At 70.6% G+C, this 13,947-nt stretch carries 16 protein-coding genes and 1 tRNA gene; 5 read left to right on the top strand and 12 right to left on the bottom strand.

What is annotated here, in order from left to right:
- Positions 1-16 precede the first annotated feature (16 nt).
- Positions 17-490, bottom strand: coding sequence for a hypothetical protein (locus ACFVXE_RS05400; RefSeq protein WP_389669380.1), 474 nt, complete (start codon positions 488-490; stop codon positions 17-19).
- 528 nt (positions 491-1,018) lie between these two features.
- On the opposite strand from ACFVXE_RS05400, the gene ACFVXE_RS05395 reads away from it, so the two are divergent.
- The 3 genes from ACFVXE_RS05395 to ACFVXE_RS05385 all read left to right on the top strand — a co-directional run bounded on the left by ACFVXE_RS05395 (position 1,019) and on the right by ACFVXE_RS05385 (position 3,659).
- Positions 1,019-1,582 (top strand): hypothetical protein, encoded by a 564-nt coding sequence (locus ACFVXE_RS05395; RefSeq protein WP_389669378.1) that lies wholly within the window; start codon positions 1,019-1,021, stop codon positions 1,580-1,582.
- Between the two features lie 249 nt (positions 1,583-1,831).
- Complete coding sequence (locus tag ACFVXE_RS05390; protein ID WP_389669376.1) at positions 1,832-2,815, top strand: tetratricopeptide repeat protein; 984 nt, start codon at positions 1,832-1,834, stop codon at positions 2,813-2,815.
- Positions 2,816-2,996: 181 nt separating this feature from the next.
- Positions 2,997-3,659, top strand: a complete 663-nt coding sequence (locus ACFVXE_RS05385; RefSeq protein WP_389669374.1) for a Type 1 glutamine amidotransferase-like domain-containing protein — start codon at positions 2,997-2,999, stop codon at positions 3,657-3,659.
- 139 nt (positions 3,660-3,798) lie between these two features.
- Here the strand turns inward: ACFVXE_RS05385 and ACFVXE_RS05380 are convergent.
- The 4 genes from ACFVXE_RS05380 to ACFVXE_RS05365 all read right to left on the bottom strand — a co-directional run bounded on the left by ACFVXE_RS05380 (position 3,799) and on the right by ACFVXE_RS05365 (position 5,490).
- Positions 3,799-3,883 (bottom strand) — tRNA-Ser (locus ACFVXE_RS05380).
- Positions 3,884-3,974: 91 nt separating this feature from the next.
- The gene (gene tadA / locus ACFVXE_RS05375) at positions 3,975-4,403 is read right to left on the bottom strand and encodes a tRNA adenosine(34) deaminase TadA (RefSeq protein ID WP_389669538.1); all 429 of its coding nucleotides are present in this window, start codon (positions 4,401-4,403) and stop codon (positions 3,975-3,977) included.
- Between the two features lie 105 nt (positions 4,404-4,508).
- Positions 4,509-5,081 (bottom strand): hypothetical protein, encoded by a 573-nt coding sequence (locus ACFVXE_RS05370; RefSeq protein ID WP_389669537.1) that lies wholly within the window; start codon positions 5,079-5,081, stop codon positions 4,509-4,511.
- A gap of 190 nt (positions 5,082-5,271) precedes the next feature.
- Positions 5,272-5,490 carry a hypothetical protein gene (locus tag ACFVXE_RS05365; protein ID WP_389669372.1) on the bottom strand — a complete coding sequence of 73 codons (219 nt, stop codon included), beginning with the start codon at positions 5,488-5,490 and terminating at the stop codon, positions 5,272-5,274.
- Positions 5,491-5,592: 102 nt separating this feature from the next.
- On the opposite strand from ACFVXE_RS05365, the gene upp reads away from it, so the two are divergent.
- Positions 5,593-6,228: a uracil phosphoribosyltransferase gene (gene upp, locus ACFVXE_RS05360; protein ID WP_037695091.1), complete on the top strand. Its 636-nt coding sequence runs from the start codon at positions 5,593-5,595 to the stop codon at positions 6,226-6,228.
- Between the two features lie 111 nt (positions 6,229-6,339).
- Here the strand turns inward: upp and ACFVXE_RS05355 are convergent, their stop codons facing one another.
- Positions 6,340-6,936, bottom strand: a complete 597-nt coding sequence (locus ACFVXE_RS05355) for a LytR C-terminal domain-containing protein (protein ID WP_389669535.1) — start codon at positions 6,934-6,936, stop codon at positions 6,340-6,342.
- A 190-nt stretch (positions 6,937-7,126) separates the two neighbouring features.
- The gene (locus ACFVXE_RS05350) at positions 7,127-7,423 is read right to left on the bottom strand and encodes a type II toxin-antitoxin system VapB family antitoxin (protein WP_003955420.1); all 297 of its coding nucleotides are present in this window, start codon (positions 7,421-7,423) and stop codon (positions 7,127-7,129) included.
- A 103-nt stretch (positions 7,424-7,526) separates the two neighbouring features.
- On the opposite strand from ACFVXE_RS05350, the gene ACFVXE_RS05345 reads away from it, so the two are divergent.
- A complete protein-coding gene (locus ACFVXE_RS05345) occupies positions 7,527-9,170 on the top strand; it encodes a helicase HerA-like domain-containing protein (protein WP_389669370.1) in 1,644 nt (547 codons plus the stop codon).
- Positions 9,171-9,213: 43 nt separating this feature from the next.
- Here ACFVXE_RS05345 and ACFVXE_RS05340 read toward each other — a convergent pair whose 3' ends face one another.
- The 5 genes from ACFVXE_RS05340 to ACFVXE_RS05320 all read right to left on the bottom strand — a co-directional run bounded on the left by ACFVXE_RS05340 (position 9,214) and on the right by ACFVXE_RS05320 (position 13,827).
- The gene (locus tag ACFVXE_RS05340) at positions 9,214-9,825 is read right to left on the bottom strand and encodes an HhH-GPD-type base excision DNA repair protein (RefSeq protein ID WP_389669368.1); all 612 of its coding nucleotides are present in this window, start codon (positions 9,823-9,825) and stop codon (positions 9,214-9,216) included.
- A gap of 316 nt (positions 9,826-10,141) precedes the next feature.
- On the bottom strand, positions 10,142-11,377 hold the full coding sequence (locus tag ACFVXE_RS05335; RefSeq protein ID WP_389669366.1) for a cytochrome P450: 1,236 nt from the start codon (positions 11,375-11,377) through the stop codon (positions 10,142-10,144).
- A gap of 45 nt (positions 11,378-11,422) precedes the next feature.
- Entirely contained in the window at positions 11,423-12,817 is a 1,395-nt protein-coding gene (locus tag ACFVXE_RS05330; protein WP_389669364.1) for an NAD(P)/FAD-dependent oxidoreductase, read from the bottom strand.
- The gene (locus ACFVXE_RS05325) at positions 12,807-13,043 is read right to left on the bottom strand and encodes a ferredoxin (protein WP_389669533.1); all 237 of its coding nucleotides are present in this window, start codon (positions 13,041-13,043) and stop codon (positions 12,807-12,809) included. The genes ACFVXE_RS05330 and ACFVXE_RS05325 overlap by 11 nt, the downstream gene beginning before the upstream one ends.
- A 115-nt stretch (positions 13,044-13,158) precedes the next feature.
- Positions 13,159-13,827, bottom strand: a complete 669-nt coding sequence (locus tag ACFVXE_RS05320) for a hypothetical protein (protein WP_389669362.1) — start codon at positions 13,825-13,827, stop codon at positions 13,159-13,161.
- Positions 13,828-13,947 lie beyond the last annotated feature (120 nt).

The raw sequence follows: 13,947 nt of genomic DNA, 5'->3' as shown, positions 1-13,947 counted from the left end.
GGCCGCCGCCGGTGGATCAGTAGATGCTGCCCCAGGCGATGCCGGTGCCGACCATGGTGGCGGCGTCGTCGTTGTACGTGTAGTACAGCGGACCGCCCTCACCGTCCTTGGCCCAGTCCCAGTTGCCCTTGTAGCCGCTGTTGAACCAGATGGTGCCGCCGCGCCCCTGGGCGTACTCGACCTCCATGGCGGTGGCGTCGTTCTTCACGTACGAACCGGACCCGGTGCCGCTGTTCTCACGGAACCTCTGGCCCGCGAGGTCCGACCAGCTGCCCTCCTGCGCCCACACGGCCTGGGTGCCCGTGTGGTACCAGAACAGACACATCGGCATGCTGCCCTGGACACCGGGGACGTAACACTTCGACGAGCGGGCGTTGCCCGACGAACGATGGTTCGGGTTCCAGTACTCACCGGTCGCCGAGGCAGGCGCCGTGCTCAGCGCACCGAAGGCCAGCGCCCCCAGCGCGACGGCGAAGATTCTGCGTTTCACGTACTCCTCCAGATGCTCGCGGAAGGTTCGGCGCAGGAGGCACCCACAACCCACGAACACCCGCCCCCCGGGCTCGAACCATGGACGTGCATAACGTTCATGAAACGATCACTTCAGTTCCGAACGATATTCACACGGCTCTCGCGAAACCGTCAACGACCTTTTGAGCAGGGGGAGTTGAGCGCACGACAACCGGAGGGAGCTGTGGGCGCCCAACCGGAATCCGGGGCCCGGTCGCCGGCACCCCGCGACAATCCGAGCGGCCGGGCGTGGACCTCGGGCGCGCAGAAAACCCCTCCGGATCACGTTTCCGCAATCGAGAGGGGTTCTGCCGACGGTAGTGGAGGGGGCCGGATCCTCAGCGAGTTTGCCCATATTTGCCTTCGAGGCCCGCTCCGACGGGTCGCGCGTCCGTACGCCACTGTGCAAGGCAGTCTCCCGGCGCTCGGCTCTGTCCGGCGGATCATGTGACCGCAACGCACGATCGCGTCGCGGATTCCGGTCTCGCACGAAACGGAGGAGTTCTGCGTGTTCGTGGTGAGGACGTCCGGCCGAAGCGCGGCGGTCGACGACGACCGCCGTGAGTTCAGCCTCCTGGGCAAGCGCCAGGTCAGCGGGCTGGCCCTTGCACGCCCGGTCACCACGGGCGTCCGGTCCCGCGCGGTCCTGGAACTGCAGCAGAACTACGGCGGTCTGCGGTTCAGGGCTCTGGTGGGTGGCGAGTTCGCGCCGGGAGAGGGCGACCGGCTGGCCTGGCGGGTCAGGTTCTGGGAGACGGTCCGGTCCACTCCACAACAGGGGCTGCTGCGCGGTGCGCTGCTGCCGGGCCTGCCCGAAGGGCTGGATCATGCTGCGGCGGCCGGTCTGCATGCAGACCTCAACAGCGGGGCTCTACCAGCCGGCCGGCTGGTGATCGACCGGGCGGGCTACGACCGGGAGTCCTCCCCGGTGCTGTTCGCGACGGCCGCCGAGCTCTTGCTGCACATCCTGCTGGCGGGCACCTTCGGATCGCCTGCGCAGCCGGTCATCAGGTCCTGGGTGACCACCGGTCGAATTCCGCTGGCGCTGCCCGGAGTTGATGTTCAGGCGTAGGCACCTTCCATCCGGTGCCGTGCATGACCGGAGGCTACGACGCCATGATCCGCCGGGCAGAACCCGGCACCGGCCAGCCTGTCGGGAGGGGCGCGCCTCCTCCCGGAGTGATCGCCGACGGCGGTGATCGGCGGCCTCTGCATGCCGTCGTTGCCGTCGGGGCCGGCATCACTCACGGATCACTGATGGCTGCACCGCCGTGCGAGCGGAACCGTCCACAGAACCCTTGGCCATGGATATTCTCCGGTGATGTCGAATCAGTCAGTGACGGCGGGAGTCGCTCTCGCCGGTGTGATGGCGCACTGCGGTGGAAGCCCGGTCGGCGCCGTGGAGCTCCTGGTGGGGGCGATAGCCTCCGCGCCGGCGGCCCCGGAGCCCCATGCGGCCCTCGCCGAGTTGTGGCGGTCCCGTCGCTCGGAGCTCAAGGAGGGCCTCGAAGGGAACGGGTCCTTGAGCGCTGTGCTGGCACAGGCGTACTTCCTGTTCCTCGACGGGGACATGGACGACGCGGTGATGACCCTCGGTTCGGTCACGGGGGCGCGGCCCGACGTGGCGTGGGGCACCGCCCCCTGGTTCGGCGATGCGCGGTTCCTCGGCGCGGTGAGTGCCGAGGCGTTGGCGGAGGCGTGTCTGCGGACGTTGGACCGTGGCCACAACCTGGACACCGACGAGATGCGCGAGCGGTTCACGCCCTGGTTCCATGCCATCGACGTGGTGTCCGAACGGAGTCCCGTGCCGGAGTCGCTGGCGGCCATGGCCCGGTTGCCCCGTGCCTGCGGCCGCTACGAGCTGGCTTTCGCCCTGTGCGACCGTGGCGATGCTGTCGATCGGGTCATGTGGACCGCGGTCGCACGCGCGAACACCTGGCGTGCGATGGGCGACCTGGACCAGGCTGCGGCGTCCTTCGAAGGCGCCCTGGCCCTGGACCCCGCCAACTGGTCCCTCTATCTGGACCTTGCCGACGTGCGCGCCGAGCAGGGTGATTTCGCCGCCGCCGTGGGTCTCGTCGAACAGGGTCTGCAACACGAACCGCGGGAAGTCTTCCTGCGCGCGGCGGGTGCCGCCTATCGGACGCGCCTGTCCGGCGCGTCCGACGACCTGCGGGCCCTGATCGTCCTGGCCCCGGAGCTCGCGAGCACCTCCTACCGGGACCTGCTGATCGACTACGCGTGCGCGGGGCCGGGGCTGCCCGACCCACTCGTGGCCGAGGCGCGCCGTATCTGCGGGAACTGAACATCCTGGGTGCGTCGGTCGGGTGCACGTGTGTGCGAGGCGGGACCGGGTGGAGGATCAGTGAGCAATCGCGCCGGCGACCTGAGGGACGTCTGAAGAGGTTGCCCGGACTGCGATGAGCTCCAGCACGGTTTCGGGTCTTCAGCTACATCCACCTTCCGCGCGCGCATTTGGAGGCACCTTGAAGCTCTTGCTCACGTCAGGCGGCGTCACGAACCCGAGTATCCACTCGGCGCTCGTAGAGCTTCTCGGCAAGCCGATCGCCGAGTGCCACGCCCTCTGCGTCCCGACGGCACAGTGGGGTCACCCGATGTGCGGTCCGGCATCGGTGCGGGGCTTCGTAGCCGCCGAGCCCGGGTGGCGGCACCTGTCCGGCCTGGGCTGGGCGTCGCTCGGTGTCCTCGAGCTCACCGCGCTGCCCACCATCGGCGCGGAGCGATGCGTCCCCTGGATCCGGGAGGCCGACGTGCTGCTGGTCGACGGCGGCGACGCGACGTACCTGTGCCACTGGATGCGGGAGTCCGGGCTGGCCGATCTGCTGCCTTCGCTGCCCGACACGGTCTGGGTGGGAGTGAGCGCCGGAAGCATGGTGATGACGCCCCGGATCGGAGCGTACTTCGTCGAGTGGCCGTCCGCGCCGGACGACCGCACCCTGGGAGTCGTCGACTTCTCGATCTTCCCGCACCTGGGCGCTTTTCCGCAGAACACCCTGGCCGACGCAGAGCGGTGGGCCGCCGACATCGGCGTCCCGGCCTACGCCATCGACGAACAGACGGCCATCAAGGTCGTCGACGGCTCCGTCGAGGTGGTCTCCGAAGGGCAATGGACGAAGTTCGGGTCGTAGCCGCCCGGCATTCGTGACGTCGCGTCGTCGGACGTGACCGCCCTCTGCCCGAACTGCCATGCACTCACGACGTACGGCGAGAACGAGGAGGGCATGCACGAAGGGTCCGGCTCGATGAGCCGGACCCTTCGTCTACCTGCGGTAGCGGAGGGATTTGAACCCTCGGTGAGTTTCCCCACACTCGCTTTCGAGGCGAGCTCCTTCGGCCGCTCGGACACGCTACCGAGAGAGAGCTTAGACCATCTCGGCCGTGGGTCGAAATCCGATTCTCCCGAGGGGGTGGGGGCGGGGTCGGCGACCCCGGGACGGGCCGGCTCAGCGGTCGCGGAAGAAGGCCGTCAGCTGGGCGGAACAGGCCTCCTCCAGCACGCCGTGGATCACTTCGGGGCGGTGGTTGAGCCGGCGGTCCCGTACGACGTCCCAGAGGGATCCGGCCGCGCCCGCCTTCTCGTCCCGTGCTCCGTAGACCACACGGGCCACCCGGGACTGCACGAGCGCACCCGCGCACATCGTGCAGGGCTCCAGGGTGACCACCAGTGTGCAGCCGGTCAGCCGCCATTCGCCGAGCGCCTCGGCGGCCCGGCGGACGGCGAGGATCTCGGCGTGCGCGGTCGGGTCGCCGACCACCTCGCGTTCGTTGTGTCCCGTGGCGAGCAGGGCGCCGTCCGGGCCGAGGACCACGGCGCCGACCGGCACATCGCCGGCCTGCGCCGCGTGTGCGGCCTCGTCCAGGGCGCGGCGCATGGCCGCCCGCCACGGGTCCCGTACGGGATCGTGCGGAGAATCGTCGGTCGGGTCGTGTAGCTCTGACGGTCCGTGCGGGCCCGGTGGTTCGGTCACCCGCGGACCTTAACGGACGGTCTCCAGGACCTCGGCCGCTCCCAGCGCGTCCGCGATCTCCACCAGGGCGTCCGTCCGCAGCATCAACAGCTCCTTCTCCGGGAGCCCGAGGTCGGAAAGGACCCCGGTGTCCCCGAGCGGACCCGTCGGTACGGCGTCGGCGTCGAGCCCGTCGTCGTCGTTGTCGTTGTCGTCGTCGTGGTCGGTCTGGTTGTCGGTGGCTTGGTCCGGCTCGCCGTCCTCCGTACCGTCGAGGCCGACGAGCTCTTCGAGGGCGGCGATGGAGTCCTCGGCCCCGGGTTCTCGGCCGAGCAGTTCATCGGTGAGCAGGATCTCCCCGTACGAGGAGCGGGCGGCGGCGGACGCGTCCGAGATGTAGATACGGGGGTCCTCCTCACCGTCCACCCGGATGACGCCGAACCAGGCGTCCTCCTGTTCGATGAAGACGAGCACCGTGTCCTCGTCCACCGAGGCCTCACGGGCCAGATCCGTCAGATCGGACAGGGTCTCCACATCGTCGAGCTCCGTGTCGCTCGCTTCCCACCCGTCTTCGGTGCGCGCGAGCAGTGCGGCGAAGTACACCGTGACTCTCCCACTGGTCATAGGGGTGTCGGTCCGGCGGGAGGACATCCGGTGATCCGGCTGTCCTGTGCGCCCCGCCCATCGGAATCGTGGCAGAAACGAAGCGTTCGCGAGAGTAGTTCGACCGTTGCGTCGGCCATCAGTTGTCACGGACGGCGTTCCGAGGGGGCCGGAAAGCCCGTCCCTGCGGCTACCAGCGGAACGTCCGCATCCGCATGGCTTGGCGCATTCGGGCGGCCCTGGCGCGGCGCGGCTGGACCCGGTCGCGCAGCGCCTTGGCCTCGTGAAGCTCGCGGAGGAACTGGGCGCGGCGCCTGCGTCGCTCGGTGTCGGTCTCCGGCGCGTCCTGCCCGGCCTGCGTGTCCTGCGGGGCCGACCGGTCCCGTTTCCGCTGCTCCCCGTACGGCATCGGCACATCACTCCAACGCTGGGTCCGTATGCCTCACCTTCCCTCCGAACGGACGGTTGATGCCAGCGCACGAGTGCGGGTGGCCCGGCTACTGTTGAACCCATGCGGATCCACGTCGTCGACCACCCACTGGTCGCGCACAAACTCACCACCCTGCGCGACAAGCGCACCGACTCCCCGACCTTCCGGCGGCTCGCCGACGAGCTGGTCACCCTGCTCGCGTACGAGGCCACCCGGGACGTGCGCACCGAGCAGGTCGACATCGAGACCCCGGTCACACCCACGACCGGTGTGAAGCTGTCGCATCCCCGGCCGCTGGTCGTGCCGATCCTGCGGGCCGGTCTCGGCATGCTCGACGGCATGGTGCGGCTGCTGCCGACCGCCGAGGTCGGGTTCCTGGGCATGATCCGCGACGAGGAGACGCTCCAGGCGTCCACGTACGCGACCCGTATGCCGGAGGACCTCTCGGGGCGGCAGGTGTACGTCCTGGACCCGATGCTGGCCACCGGCGGCACGCTGGTCGCGGCCATCCAGGAGCTGATCAAGCGCGGTGCGGACGATGTCACCGCCGTCGTGCTGCTCGCCGCGCCCGAGGGCGTCGAGGTGATGGAGCGCGAGCTGGCGGGTACGCCGGTGACCGTGGTCACCGCCTCGGTCGACGAGCGGCTGAACGAGAACGGCTACATCGTGCCGGGGCTCGGCGACGCGGGCGACCGGATGTACGGCACCGTCGACTAGGGCCTCTGGTCCCTTTCGCCCGGATCGGGCCGGATCAGGGTGCCGGGGCACGCGAGCCCGGCATGATCCGGGCGGAAGACGCAGGGCTCTCCGGCCCCCGCGCCCCTCCTGCTAGCGGCAGGAGGACGGTGTGGGGGCCGGCTTGTTCAGGACGGCGAGAGCGGCCGCGGCGTCCTTCGGGGTGCTCAGCTTCTTGAACGCCGTACCGAGAATCAGATCGACGTCCGCGGTCCTACGGGCGTCGGTCTTCGGCGTGGTGCCCTTCAGCTGCGTGCCGAGGACCGGGAACATGCCGTTCGCGGCCGCCGGGGCGCCCAGCAGTATCCCCGTGCCGGGGACCTTCTTGTCGTACGTGGCGGAGGCGTTGCCCACCTTGCCGATGCGGAAGCCGCGCTTCTTCAGCTCGTCGGCGGCGGACTTCGCCAGTCCGCCGCGCGGCGTCGCGTTGTAGACATTGACCGTGATCTTCGCCGGTTTCGGCAGCACCCTGGCGGGCGCGGACTTGGCGGTGGCGCATCCGGCCTCGCGGTCGGCCGCGCTCGCCGCCCTGTCACCGCCCGTGAAGACGTCGATGAGCTGCAGGGCGCCCCATCCGGCCAGCCCGAGGGCGACCACGGAGGCAATGGACGCGAGAACCAGTTTGCGGCGGCTCCGGGGGCGGCGCATACGCGGGTACTTGTCTCCCGTGATGCGGTACTTTCCGCCCATGCCGGGGGGAGTGAGCATGCTCATGGGCGCAGCGTAGTGCGACCCGGTGAAGATACGTACTAAATGATCAACCGATGGCACCCGTCCGAGTGTGAAAGCACCCGAAAGCACCCGGGAACGTGCCGTTCGCGGAGCGCCGCGGCCGACGGCGAGCGCCGGACGGCCGCCGGAGTGTCAGCAGGCCGGTCCGTCAGCCGAGTTCGAGAACGCGGGCGTGCAGCACCTGGCGCTGCTGGAGCGCCGCGCGGACCGCGCGGTGCAGCCCGTCCTCCAGATAGAGGTCGCCCTGCCACTTCACGACGTGGGCGAAGAGGTCGCCGTAGAACGTCGAGTCCTCGGCGAGGAGGGTTTCGAGGTCCAACTGGCCCTTGGTCGTCACCAGCTGGTCGAGGCGGACCGGGCGCGGCGCGACATCCGCCCACTGACGGGTGCTTTCCCGGCCGTGGTCGGGATATGGCCGCCCATTTCCGATGCGCTTGAAGATCACACGGAAAGCCTACCGGCCAAGAGCCTCCGGGCGCAGCCATGGAGCGGTACTGCGATGCTGGGCAGAACGCCGCAAAGCCATGCATTCCTGGATAGGGGCCGTGATGAGTGACAGCGACAGCACGGGCGGGGGCGCGGGAGCGGGCGCGGACGGTGGCACCACGGCGGGTGCCGGCGCGTCCCCGGGCGTACTGCCGCAGCAGGCACGGGAGATCGCCGACGGATACGCCGTCGACGGGGCCGCTCTCGAGCTCGGCGCGCTGCTCTGGGGCGGTGTGTGTCTGCCCGGCGCGCAGATCCGGATCCCGCTGGCGATGCTCAACCGGCACGGACTCGTCGCGGGCGCCACCGGCACCGGCAAGACCAAGACGTTGCAGCTGATCGCCGAGGAGCTGTCGGCCAACGGGGTCCCGGTCTTCCTCGCGGACATCAAGGGCGACGTCTCCGGGATCGCCGCTCCCGGTGCGCCGGGCGGCAAGGTCGCCGAGCGGGCCGCCCAGGTCGGGCAGGAGTGGGAGGGCAGGGGCTTCCCCTGCGCGTTCTACGCGCTCGGCGGCATCGGCCCCGGCATCCCGCTGCGGGCGACCGTCACCAGCTTCGGTCCCGTACTGCTCTCCAAGGTGCTGCGGCTCAACCAGACGCAGGAACAGTCGCTCGGGCTGATCTTCCACTACGCGGACACCAAGGGCCTGGACCTGGTGGATCTGAAGGATCTGCGGGCCGTCGTCGCCTTTCTCGTCTCGGACACCGGCAGGACCGAACTCAAGGGCATCGGCGGGCTGTCCACGGCCACGGCCGGGGTGATCCTCCGGTCGCTCACCGCCTTCGAGCAGCAGGGCGCGGCCGACTTCTTCGGTGAGCCGGAGTTCGACACGGCCGAGTTCCTGCGGCAGGCGCCGGACGGGCGGGGGCTGGTCTCCGTACTGGAACTGGCCGCCGTGCAGGACAAGCCGCAGCTCTTCTCGACCTTCCTGATGTGGCTGCTCGCCGATCTCTTCCACGATCTGCCCGAGGTCGGCGACCTCGACCGGCCGAAGCTCGTGTTCTTCTTCGACGAGGCCCATCTGCTCTTCAACGGGGCGTCGAAACCGTTCCTGGAGTCGATCACGCAGACCGTGCGGCTGATCCGGTCGAAGGGCGTGGGCATCTTCTTCGTCACGCAGACGCCCCGGGACGTACCGGGGGATGTGCTGGCGCAGCTCGGCAACCGGGTGCAGCACGCCCTGCGCGCCTTCACGCCGGACGACGCGAAGGCGCTGCGCGCGACGGCGAAGACGTTCCCGAACTCGCCCTACGACCTGGAGGAGTTGCTGACGGGGCTGGGCATCGGCGAGGCGGTGGTCACGGTGCTGAGCGAGCAGGGCGCGCCGACGCCGGTCGCCGCCACCCGGCTGCGGGCGCCGCAGTCGCTGATGGGGCCGTTCCCCGCGGCTGAGCTGGACGCCGCGGTGAAGGGGTCCTCGGTGTACGGGCGTTACGCGCAGGCCGTGGACCGGGAGTCGGCGTACGAGAAGCTCACCGCGGAGCACGAGGCGGAGCAGCGGACCACGGCGGACGAGGCGGCGGCCGGGACCGCGGCGAAGGGCGGGCGGTCCGGGAAGCGGCCGAAGGCGGCGGAGGACGATGCCTCGCTGGTGGAACAGGTGGTGGGGAGCGGGATGTTCCGGTCACTGGCGCGGTCGGTGGGGACGCAGCTGGGACGGGAGATCTCGCGGTCGCTGTTCGGCACGGCGCGCCGCAGGCGGTAGCGGGAGGCCGTCCCCCCTCCTGTCCTGCCCTCGCGCGGCCGCCTCACTTCGGCTTCGCGGCCGCCTTCGCCGCCGCCTTCGCCTCCTGCTTGTACGCGCGGACGCGGGCGAGCGATTCGGGGCCGGTGATGTCGGCGACCGACCGGTGCGAACCCGCCTCGCCGTAGGGACCGGCGGCGGCGCGCCAGCCGGCCGGCCGCACATGCAGCTGCTTGCCGAGCAACGCCAGGAAGATCTGCGCCTTCTGGACGCCGAACCCCGGCAGCGCCTTAAGCCGTTTCAGCAGCTCGGCACCGGTTTCGGCGTCGCTCCACACCGCGCTCGCGTCCCCGCCGTACTCCGCGACCAGGAACTGGCACAGTTGCTGCACGCGCTTGGCCATGGAGCCGGGATAGCGGTGCAGGGCGGGCTTCGTGACGAAGAGCTCGGCGAACGCCTCGGGGTCGTAGGCGGCGATCTCATGGGCGTCCAGGTCGTCGGAGCCCATCCGCTGTGCCAGGGAGTACGGGCCGGAGAACGCCCACTCCATCGGAACCTGCTGGTCCAGCAGCATGCCGACCATGGCGGCGAGCGGGCTGCGGCCGAGGAGCTCGTCCGCCTCCGGCTGCTGTGCGATCCGCAGGTCGACGGCCTTGCCCCGGTTGTTCTGTCTCATGCCTCGATCATCGCGACAGTGGCGGGGGACGGCGAGTCCAGTGGCCGCCCGCGGACGTGTGCCGGGCGAGCCGGTGCGTTCTCGACACGGTCGCGGAGCCGACCGGGGCGGCCGGGCCCGGGGTTGTGCCCGTCCCCTGCTGTCGGGGTGGACGGCGAGCGGACCGGCACCGGCGCTGACCGCGCGGAGATCAGCGGGCGGCGTGGTGGTCCTGCCGGCTCCGTCCGGACCGAGCACGCCGATCACCTTCCCGGCCGGCGGCCGGGACGCCCTGTCCGGGCGTGGCCGGCCCCGTTCCTGACGGCCGGGGCAGCCGTCAGGAGCGGCAGCCGTCGAACGCGACGTCCAGATGGCGGGGGCCGCGCAGGACGGCGTTCTGCCGGTACGGGGGCGGGTCGTCCACCAGCCGCGGACCGTCGAGCCTGCGGGCGAGTTCGGTCAGGGCGAGCTGTGCCTCCAGGCGGGCGAGGGGCGCGCCGAAACAGTTGTGGATACCGCTGCCGAAGCCGAGGTGCTGGTTGTCCGTCCGCTCCGGGTCGAAGCGGTCGGGGTCGGCGAACCGTTGCGGGTCCCGGTTCCCGGAGGCCAGTACGAGCCAGACGGAGGCGCCCTTGGGGATGGTGAGGCCGCCGATGTCGATGTCGGCGAGGGTGGTGCGCTGCGGAAGCAGCTGCACGGGGGGCTCGAAGCGCAGGAGCTCCTCCACGAGCGGGACGGCCAGCCGCGAGTCGTGCCGCAGCCGCTCCAGCACATCGGGATTGCGCAACAGCGTGAGCATCCCGTTGGTGATGAGGTTGACCGTGGTCTCGTGGCCGGCGATCAGCAGCAGGGCGGCGGTGCTGAGTACCTCCATCCGGCTCATCTGCCCGTCCGGACCGTGCTGGGTGACCAGCGCGGAGAGCATGTCGTCGCCGGGTGCGCCGCTGCGTTCGTCGATGAGTTCCGACAGATACATGCCCAGTTCGGTGCGGGCCTGCTGGGTGGCGCGGCGACGCTCCCCGGGGTCCTGGTCGGGGTCCGGGTCGAGGCCGGCGGCGATGGTGTCGGCCCAGGAGTGGAAGCGTGCCTCGTCCTCGCGCGGAATCCCGAGCAGCCGGCAGATCACGGTCACGGGGAAGGGGTACGAGAAGTCGTCGACGATGTCGACCTGGTTGCGGTCGCCGAAGCCGTCGACCAGGTCGGAGACGATCCGGGCCAGGTCGCCGCGCATGTTGTGGACGCGCCGGGGCGTCTCCGGAGGTCCGAACGGACGCATCGTCATCCGGCGCAGCCGGTCGTGCTCGGGAGGGTCGAGTCTCAGGAAGGCGGGCGGCAGCGGCGACGCCTCCTCCTCCTGGAGGAGGGTGCCGGCGGCACTGGGGGAGAGGTTGCGGGCGTCCGAGCTGATCCGCGGGTCGTGCAGCAGACTCTTGATCTCCCAGTAGGTACTGACGACGAACAGATCGTCCCCCTGCTGGGACACCGGCGTTCTGCGGAGCTCGGCGTAGAGCGGATAGGGGTCGGCGCGGTGGGCGTGGTCGATGATCTGCCGCAGGAGCGTGTCTTGCGTCATGGTGGCGTCCTTGTGAGCGGGGGACGGCGGGCTGCCGGGCTGTGGTCAGGGCCGGCCGGGGACGAAGGTGATCCGCTGATCGGTCGGTGAGTAGCCGCTCACGATGACGGAGGGCCCGTGGGTGGGCAGCGAGGGGTCCGGGAACTCGGCCGGAACCGGTTGCAGCCCCTCGGGCCGGCGGTCGACCGTCGGGTACTCCGGTGGGAACGGCGCAGCCGACTCGATCTGCCGCTGATAGAACTCCAGCCACTTCGTCTGGTCGAAGGTGACTGCGGCGATGACGCGGCCCTGATACCCGTACACGCAGGTGAAGCGCCGCTCGGCGAGCGAGCCCTGGACGACGACGACCTCCCCGCCCAGCGACGGGACGCCGACCGACTTGATGCTGACCCCGAACTGGGAGGACCAGAAGGCCGGCACCCACAGGTGCGGACGGCGCTCGGAGCTGCTGCTGATCATGTTGTGCGCCGCGGTCTCGGCCTGCGCGACGGCATTGCCCCAGTGCTCCAGGGAGAGGAACTGGTAGCCGAAGAGCGCGTGCGGGGACCGTGCGACGTCACCGGCGACGAAGATGTCGTCGGTGACGATGCCCCGGACATCGAAGGCGCGGCATCCGGCATCGCAGGCGATTCCGCGCGGCCCGGCGCCCAGCCCGGACCCGGCCAGCCATTCGGTGTTCCGCTTCGCGCCGAGCGAGACCACGGCGACATCCGTGTCGACGGTGGTCCCGTCGGACAGATGGGCGCGCCGCAGGCGTCCCGCCGAGTCGCCCTCCAGGCCGGTGACCATGATTCCGCAGCGCAGGTCCACGCCGTTCTCGCGTTGCAGCTCGGCGGCCACCCGGCCGACCACGCCGCCGAGCGCGCCCACGAGAGGCGCTGCACCGCGTTCGGCGACGGTCACCGGCAGCCCGCGCTCGCGGCAGGCCGAGGCGATCTCCGAGCCGGTGAAGCCCGCGCCGATGACGAGCACCCGGCGGGGCGATGCCGCCAGCCGCCGCTGGAGCCGGGCCGCGTCGTCACGTGTACGCAGGACGAATACGCCGTCCAGGTCGGCCTCCGTCTCCTGCGGCCAGGGCCGGGCGTGCACACCGGTCGTGATCAGCAGGCGGTCGTACTCCACCTCGTCCCCGTCGGCCAGGCGCACCCGCCGCGCCGCCATGTCCAGTCCGGTGGCGGCCACGCCGAGGCGCCACTGCGCGTCGATCTCCAGGCGCCGGGGCAGCGCGGTGCGGTCGGCGGTCGCGTGGCCCAGCAGGACCTGCTTGGAGAGCGGCGGCCGGTCGTACGGTTCGTGGGGCTCGTCGCCGATCAGCGTGAGCGAACCGGTGAAGCCCTCCGCCCGCAGTGTCTCCGCGGCCCGGAGGCCGGCCAGCGAGGCGCCGACGATCACGATCCGGCCGTCGCGCCTCAGCGCCTCCAGGGATCCGTCACCGGACACCGGACTTCTCCTCTTCCGCCGGGGCGGACGCGTCGTCGAGGCTGTCGACCAGGATGGCCTGGACGGGGCAGGCCGTCGCGGCGCGCGTCACGTACTCCCGCTGCGCGTCGTCGGGCTGCGGGTTGTACAACAGCGCCTCGTCGCCGTGCATGGCGAAGACGTCGGGTGCGAGGAAGGCGCACTGCGCGTACCCCTGGCACCTGTTGAGATCGACCACAAGCTTCAGCACGGGGCCGCCCTTCGAGTAGTTCCCCCGCCCCAGCGTGCGAGTGCCGCTCCGGCCCCGCGAGCACAGATGGGCCGGAGGAGTTGTCGGCCGGCAGGGCTCGGGAACGGGCGGATCATGACGGGACGGACGGGGTGGGCCGTGCCCGGGAACCGGCCACCAGGATGTGGATGCTGACCACCAGAGCCCACAGCGGGAAGGCCAGCTCGGACCAGGCGATGCTGCCCGACATCAGGAGCAGCACCAGGGTGACGAGACCGCCCAGGGCAGCCAGCCAGGGCGGCAGCACTCCGAGCCGGTGTCCGATGGAGGAGGTCGAGAAGGTGAACACTGCGGCCATGCGCATCGAGTAGGTCGTCAGCAGGCTGTACGTGAAGTGCTGGCCGAAGGAACCCGGTGCCGGCCCGGATCCGGGGCCGGACGAACCGGCCATGACCAGGAGGCTTCCGGCCGCCGCCGCTGCCCCGAAGAGAGTCGCCACGAAGATCAGACCGCTGCCCAGGAAGACGGTGGCGAGGAACTGGTCCTCCGCCTTCCCGATACGCGCGCGCACCGCTCCCATGAACCACAGGAAGAAGATCCCGGCGAAGGGGATGAGGTTGAGCGCCGTCTGCACGGTGCGTCGGCGCGAGGAGTCGGTGAGCCATTCGCTGCTCTCGTCACCGGGCCGGCCCGGCATCGCCAGACGGATCAGGACGATCGCGGCCGCGAGCAACAGGGCGAAGACGATGCCGGCCAGTCCTGCCGCTCGTGGAGTGCGCAGTGCCTGACGTCTCTTCTCCATCGGCGGTCGCTCGCTTCCTCGGCCTGCCCGTGTGCCACCCGGTGCGGCGACACCTGTATGCCCGGACACCGCCCAGAACCAGCAAGCACTCGCGCACGCGACCGCGCCACCCGGACCACC

The organism is Streptomyces sp. NPDC058231 (assembly GCF_042882275.1).
GTDB lineage: Bacteria > Actinomycetota > Actinomycetes > Streptomycetales > Streptomycetaceae > Streptomyces.
Note: the sequence above shows the minus strand (reverse complement) of the source record. Positions and strands in the feature narration are given on the sequence as shown.

Bases quoted from the DNA above. Each gene is read 5' to 3' on its own strand.
- ACFVXE_RS05345 (WP_389669370.1), top strand. From the start codon at position 7,527: ATGAGTGACAGCGACAGCACGGGCGGGGGCGCGGGAGCGGGCGCGGAC.
- ACFVXE_RS05365 (WP_389669372.1), bottom strand. From the start codon at position 5,490: ATGCCGTACGGGGAGCAGCGGAAACGGGACCGGTCGGCCCCGCAGGAC.
- upp (WP_037695091.1), top strand. From the start codon at position 5,593: ATGCGGATCCACGTCGTCGACCACCCACTGGTCGCGCACAAACTCACC.
- ACFVXE_RS05340 (WP_389669368.1), bottom strand. From the start codon at position 9,825: ATGAGACAGAACAACCGGGGCAAGGCCGTCGACCTGCGGATCGCACAG.
- ACFVXE_RS05355 (WP_389669535.1), bottom strand. From the start codon at position 6,936: ATGGGCGGAAAGTACCGCATCACGGGAGACAAGTACCCGCGTATGCGC.
- ACFVXE_RS05335 (WP_389669366.1), bottom strand. From the start codon at position 11,377: ATGACGCAAGACACGCTCCTGCGGCAGATCATCGACCACGCCCACCGC.
- tadA (WP_389669538.1), bottom strand. From the start codon at position 4,403: ATGCGCCGCGCCCTGGACGAGGCCGCACACGCGGCGCAGGCCGGCGAT.
- ACFVXE_RS05320 (WP_389669362.1), bottom strand. From the start codon at position 13,827: ATGGAGAAGAGACGTCAGGCACTGCGCACTCCACGAGCGGCAGGACTG.
- ACFVXE_RS05390 (WP_389669376.1), top strand. From the start codon at position 1,832: ATGTCGAATCAGTCAGTGACGGCGGGAGTCGCTCTCGCCGGTGTGATG.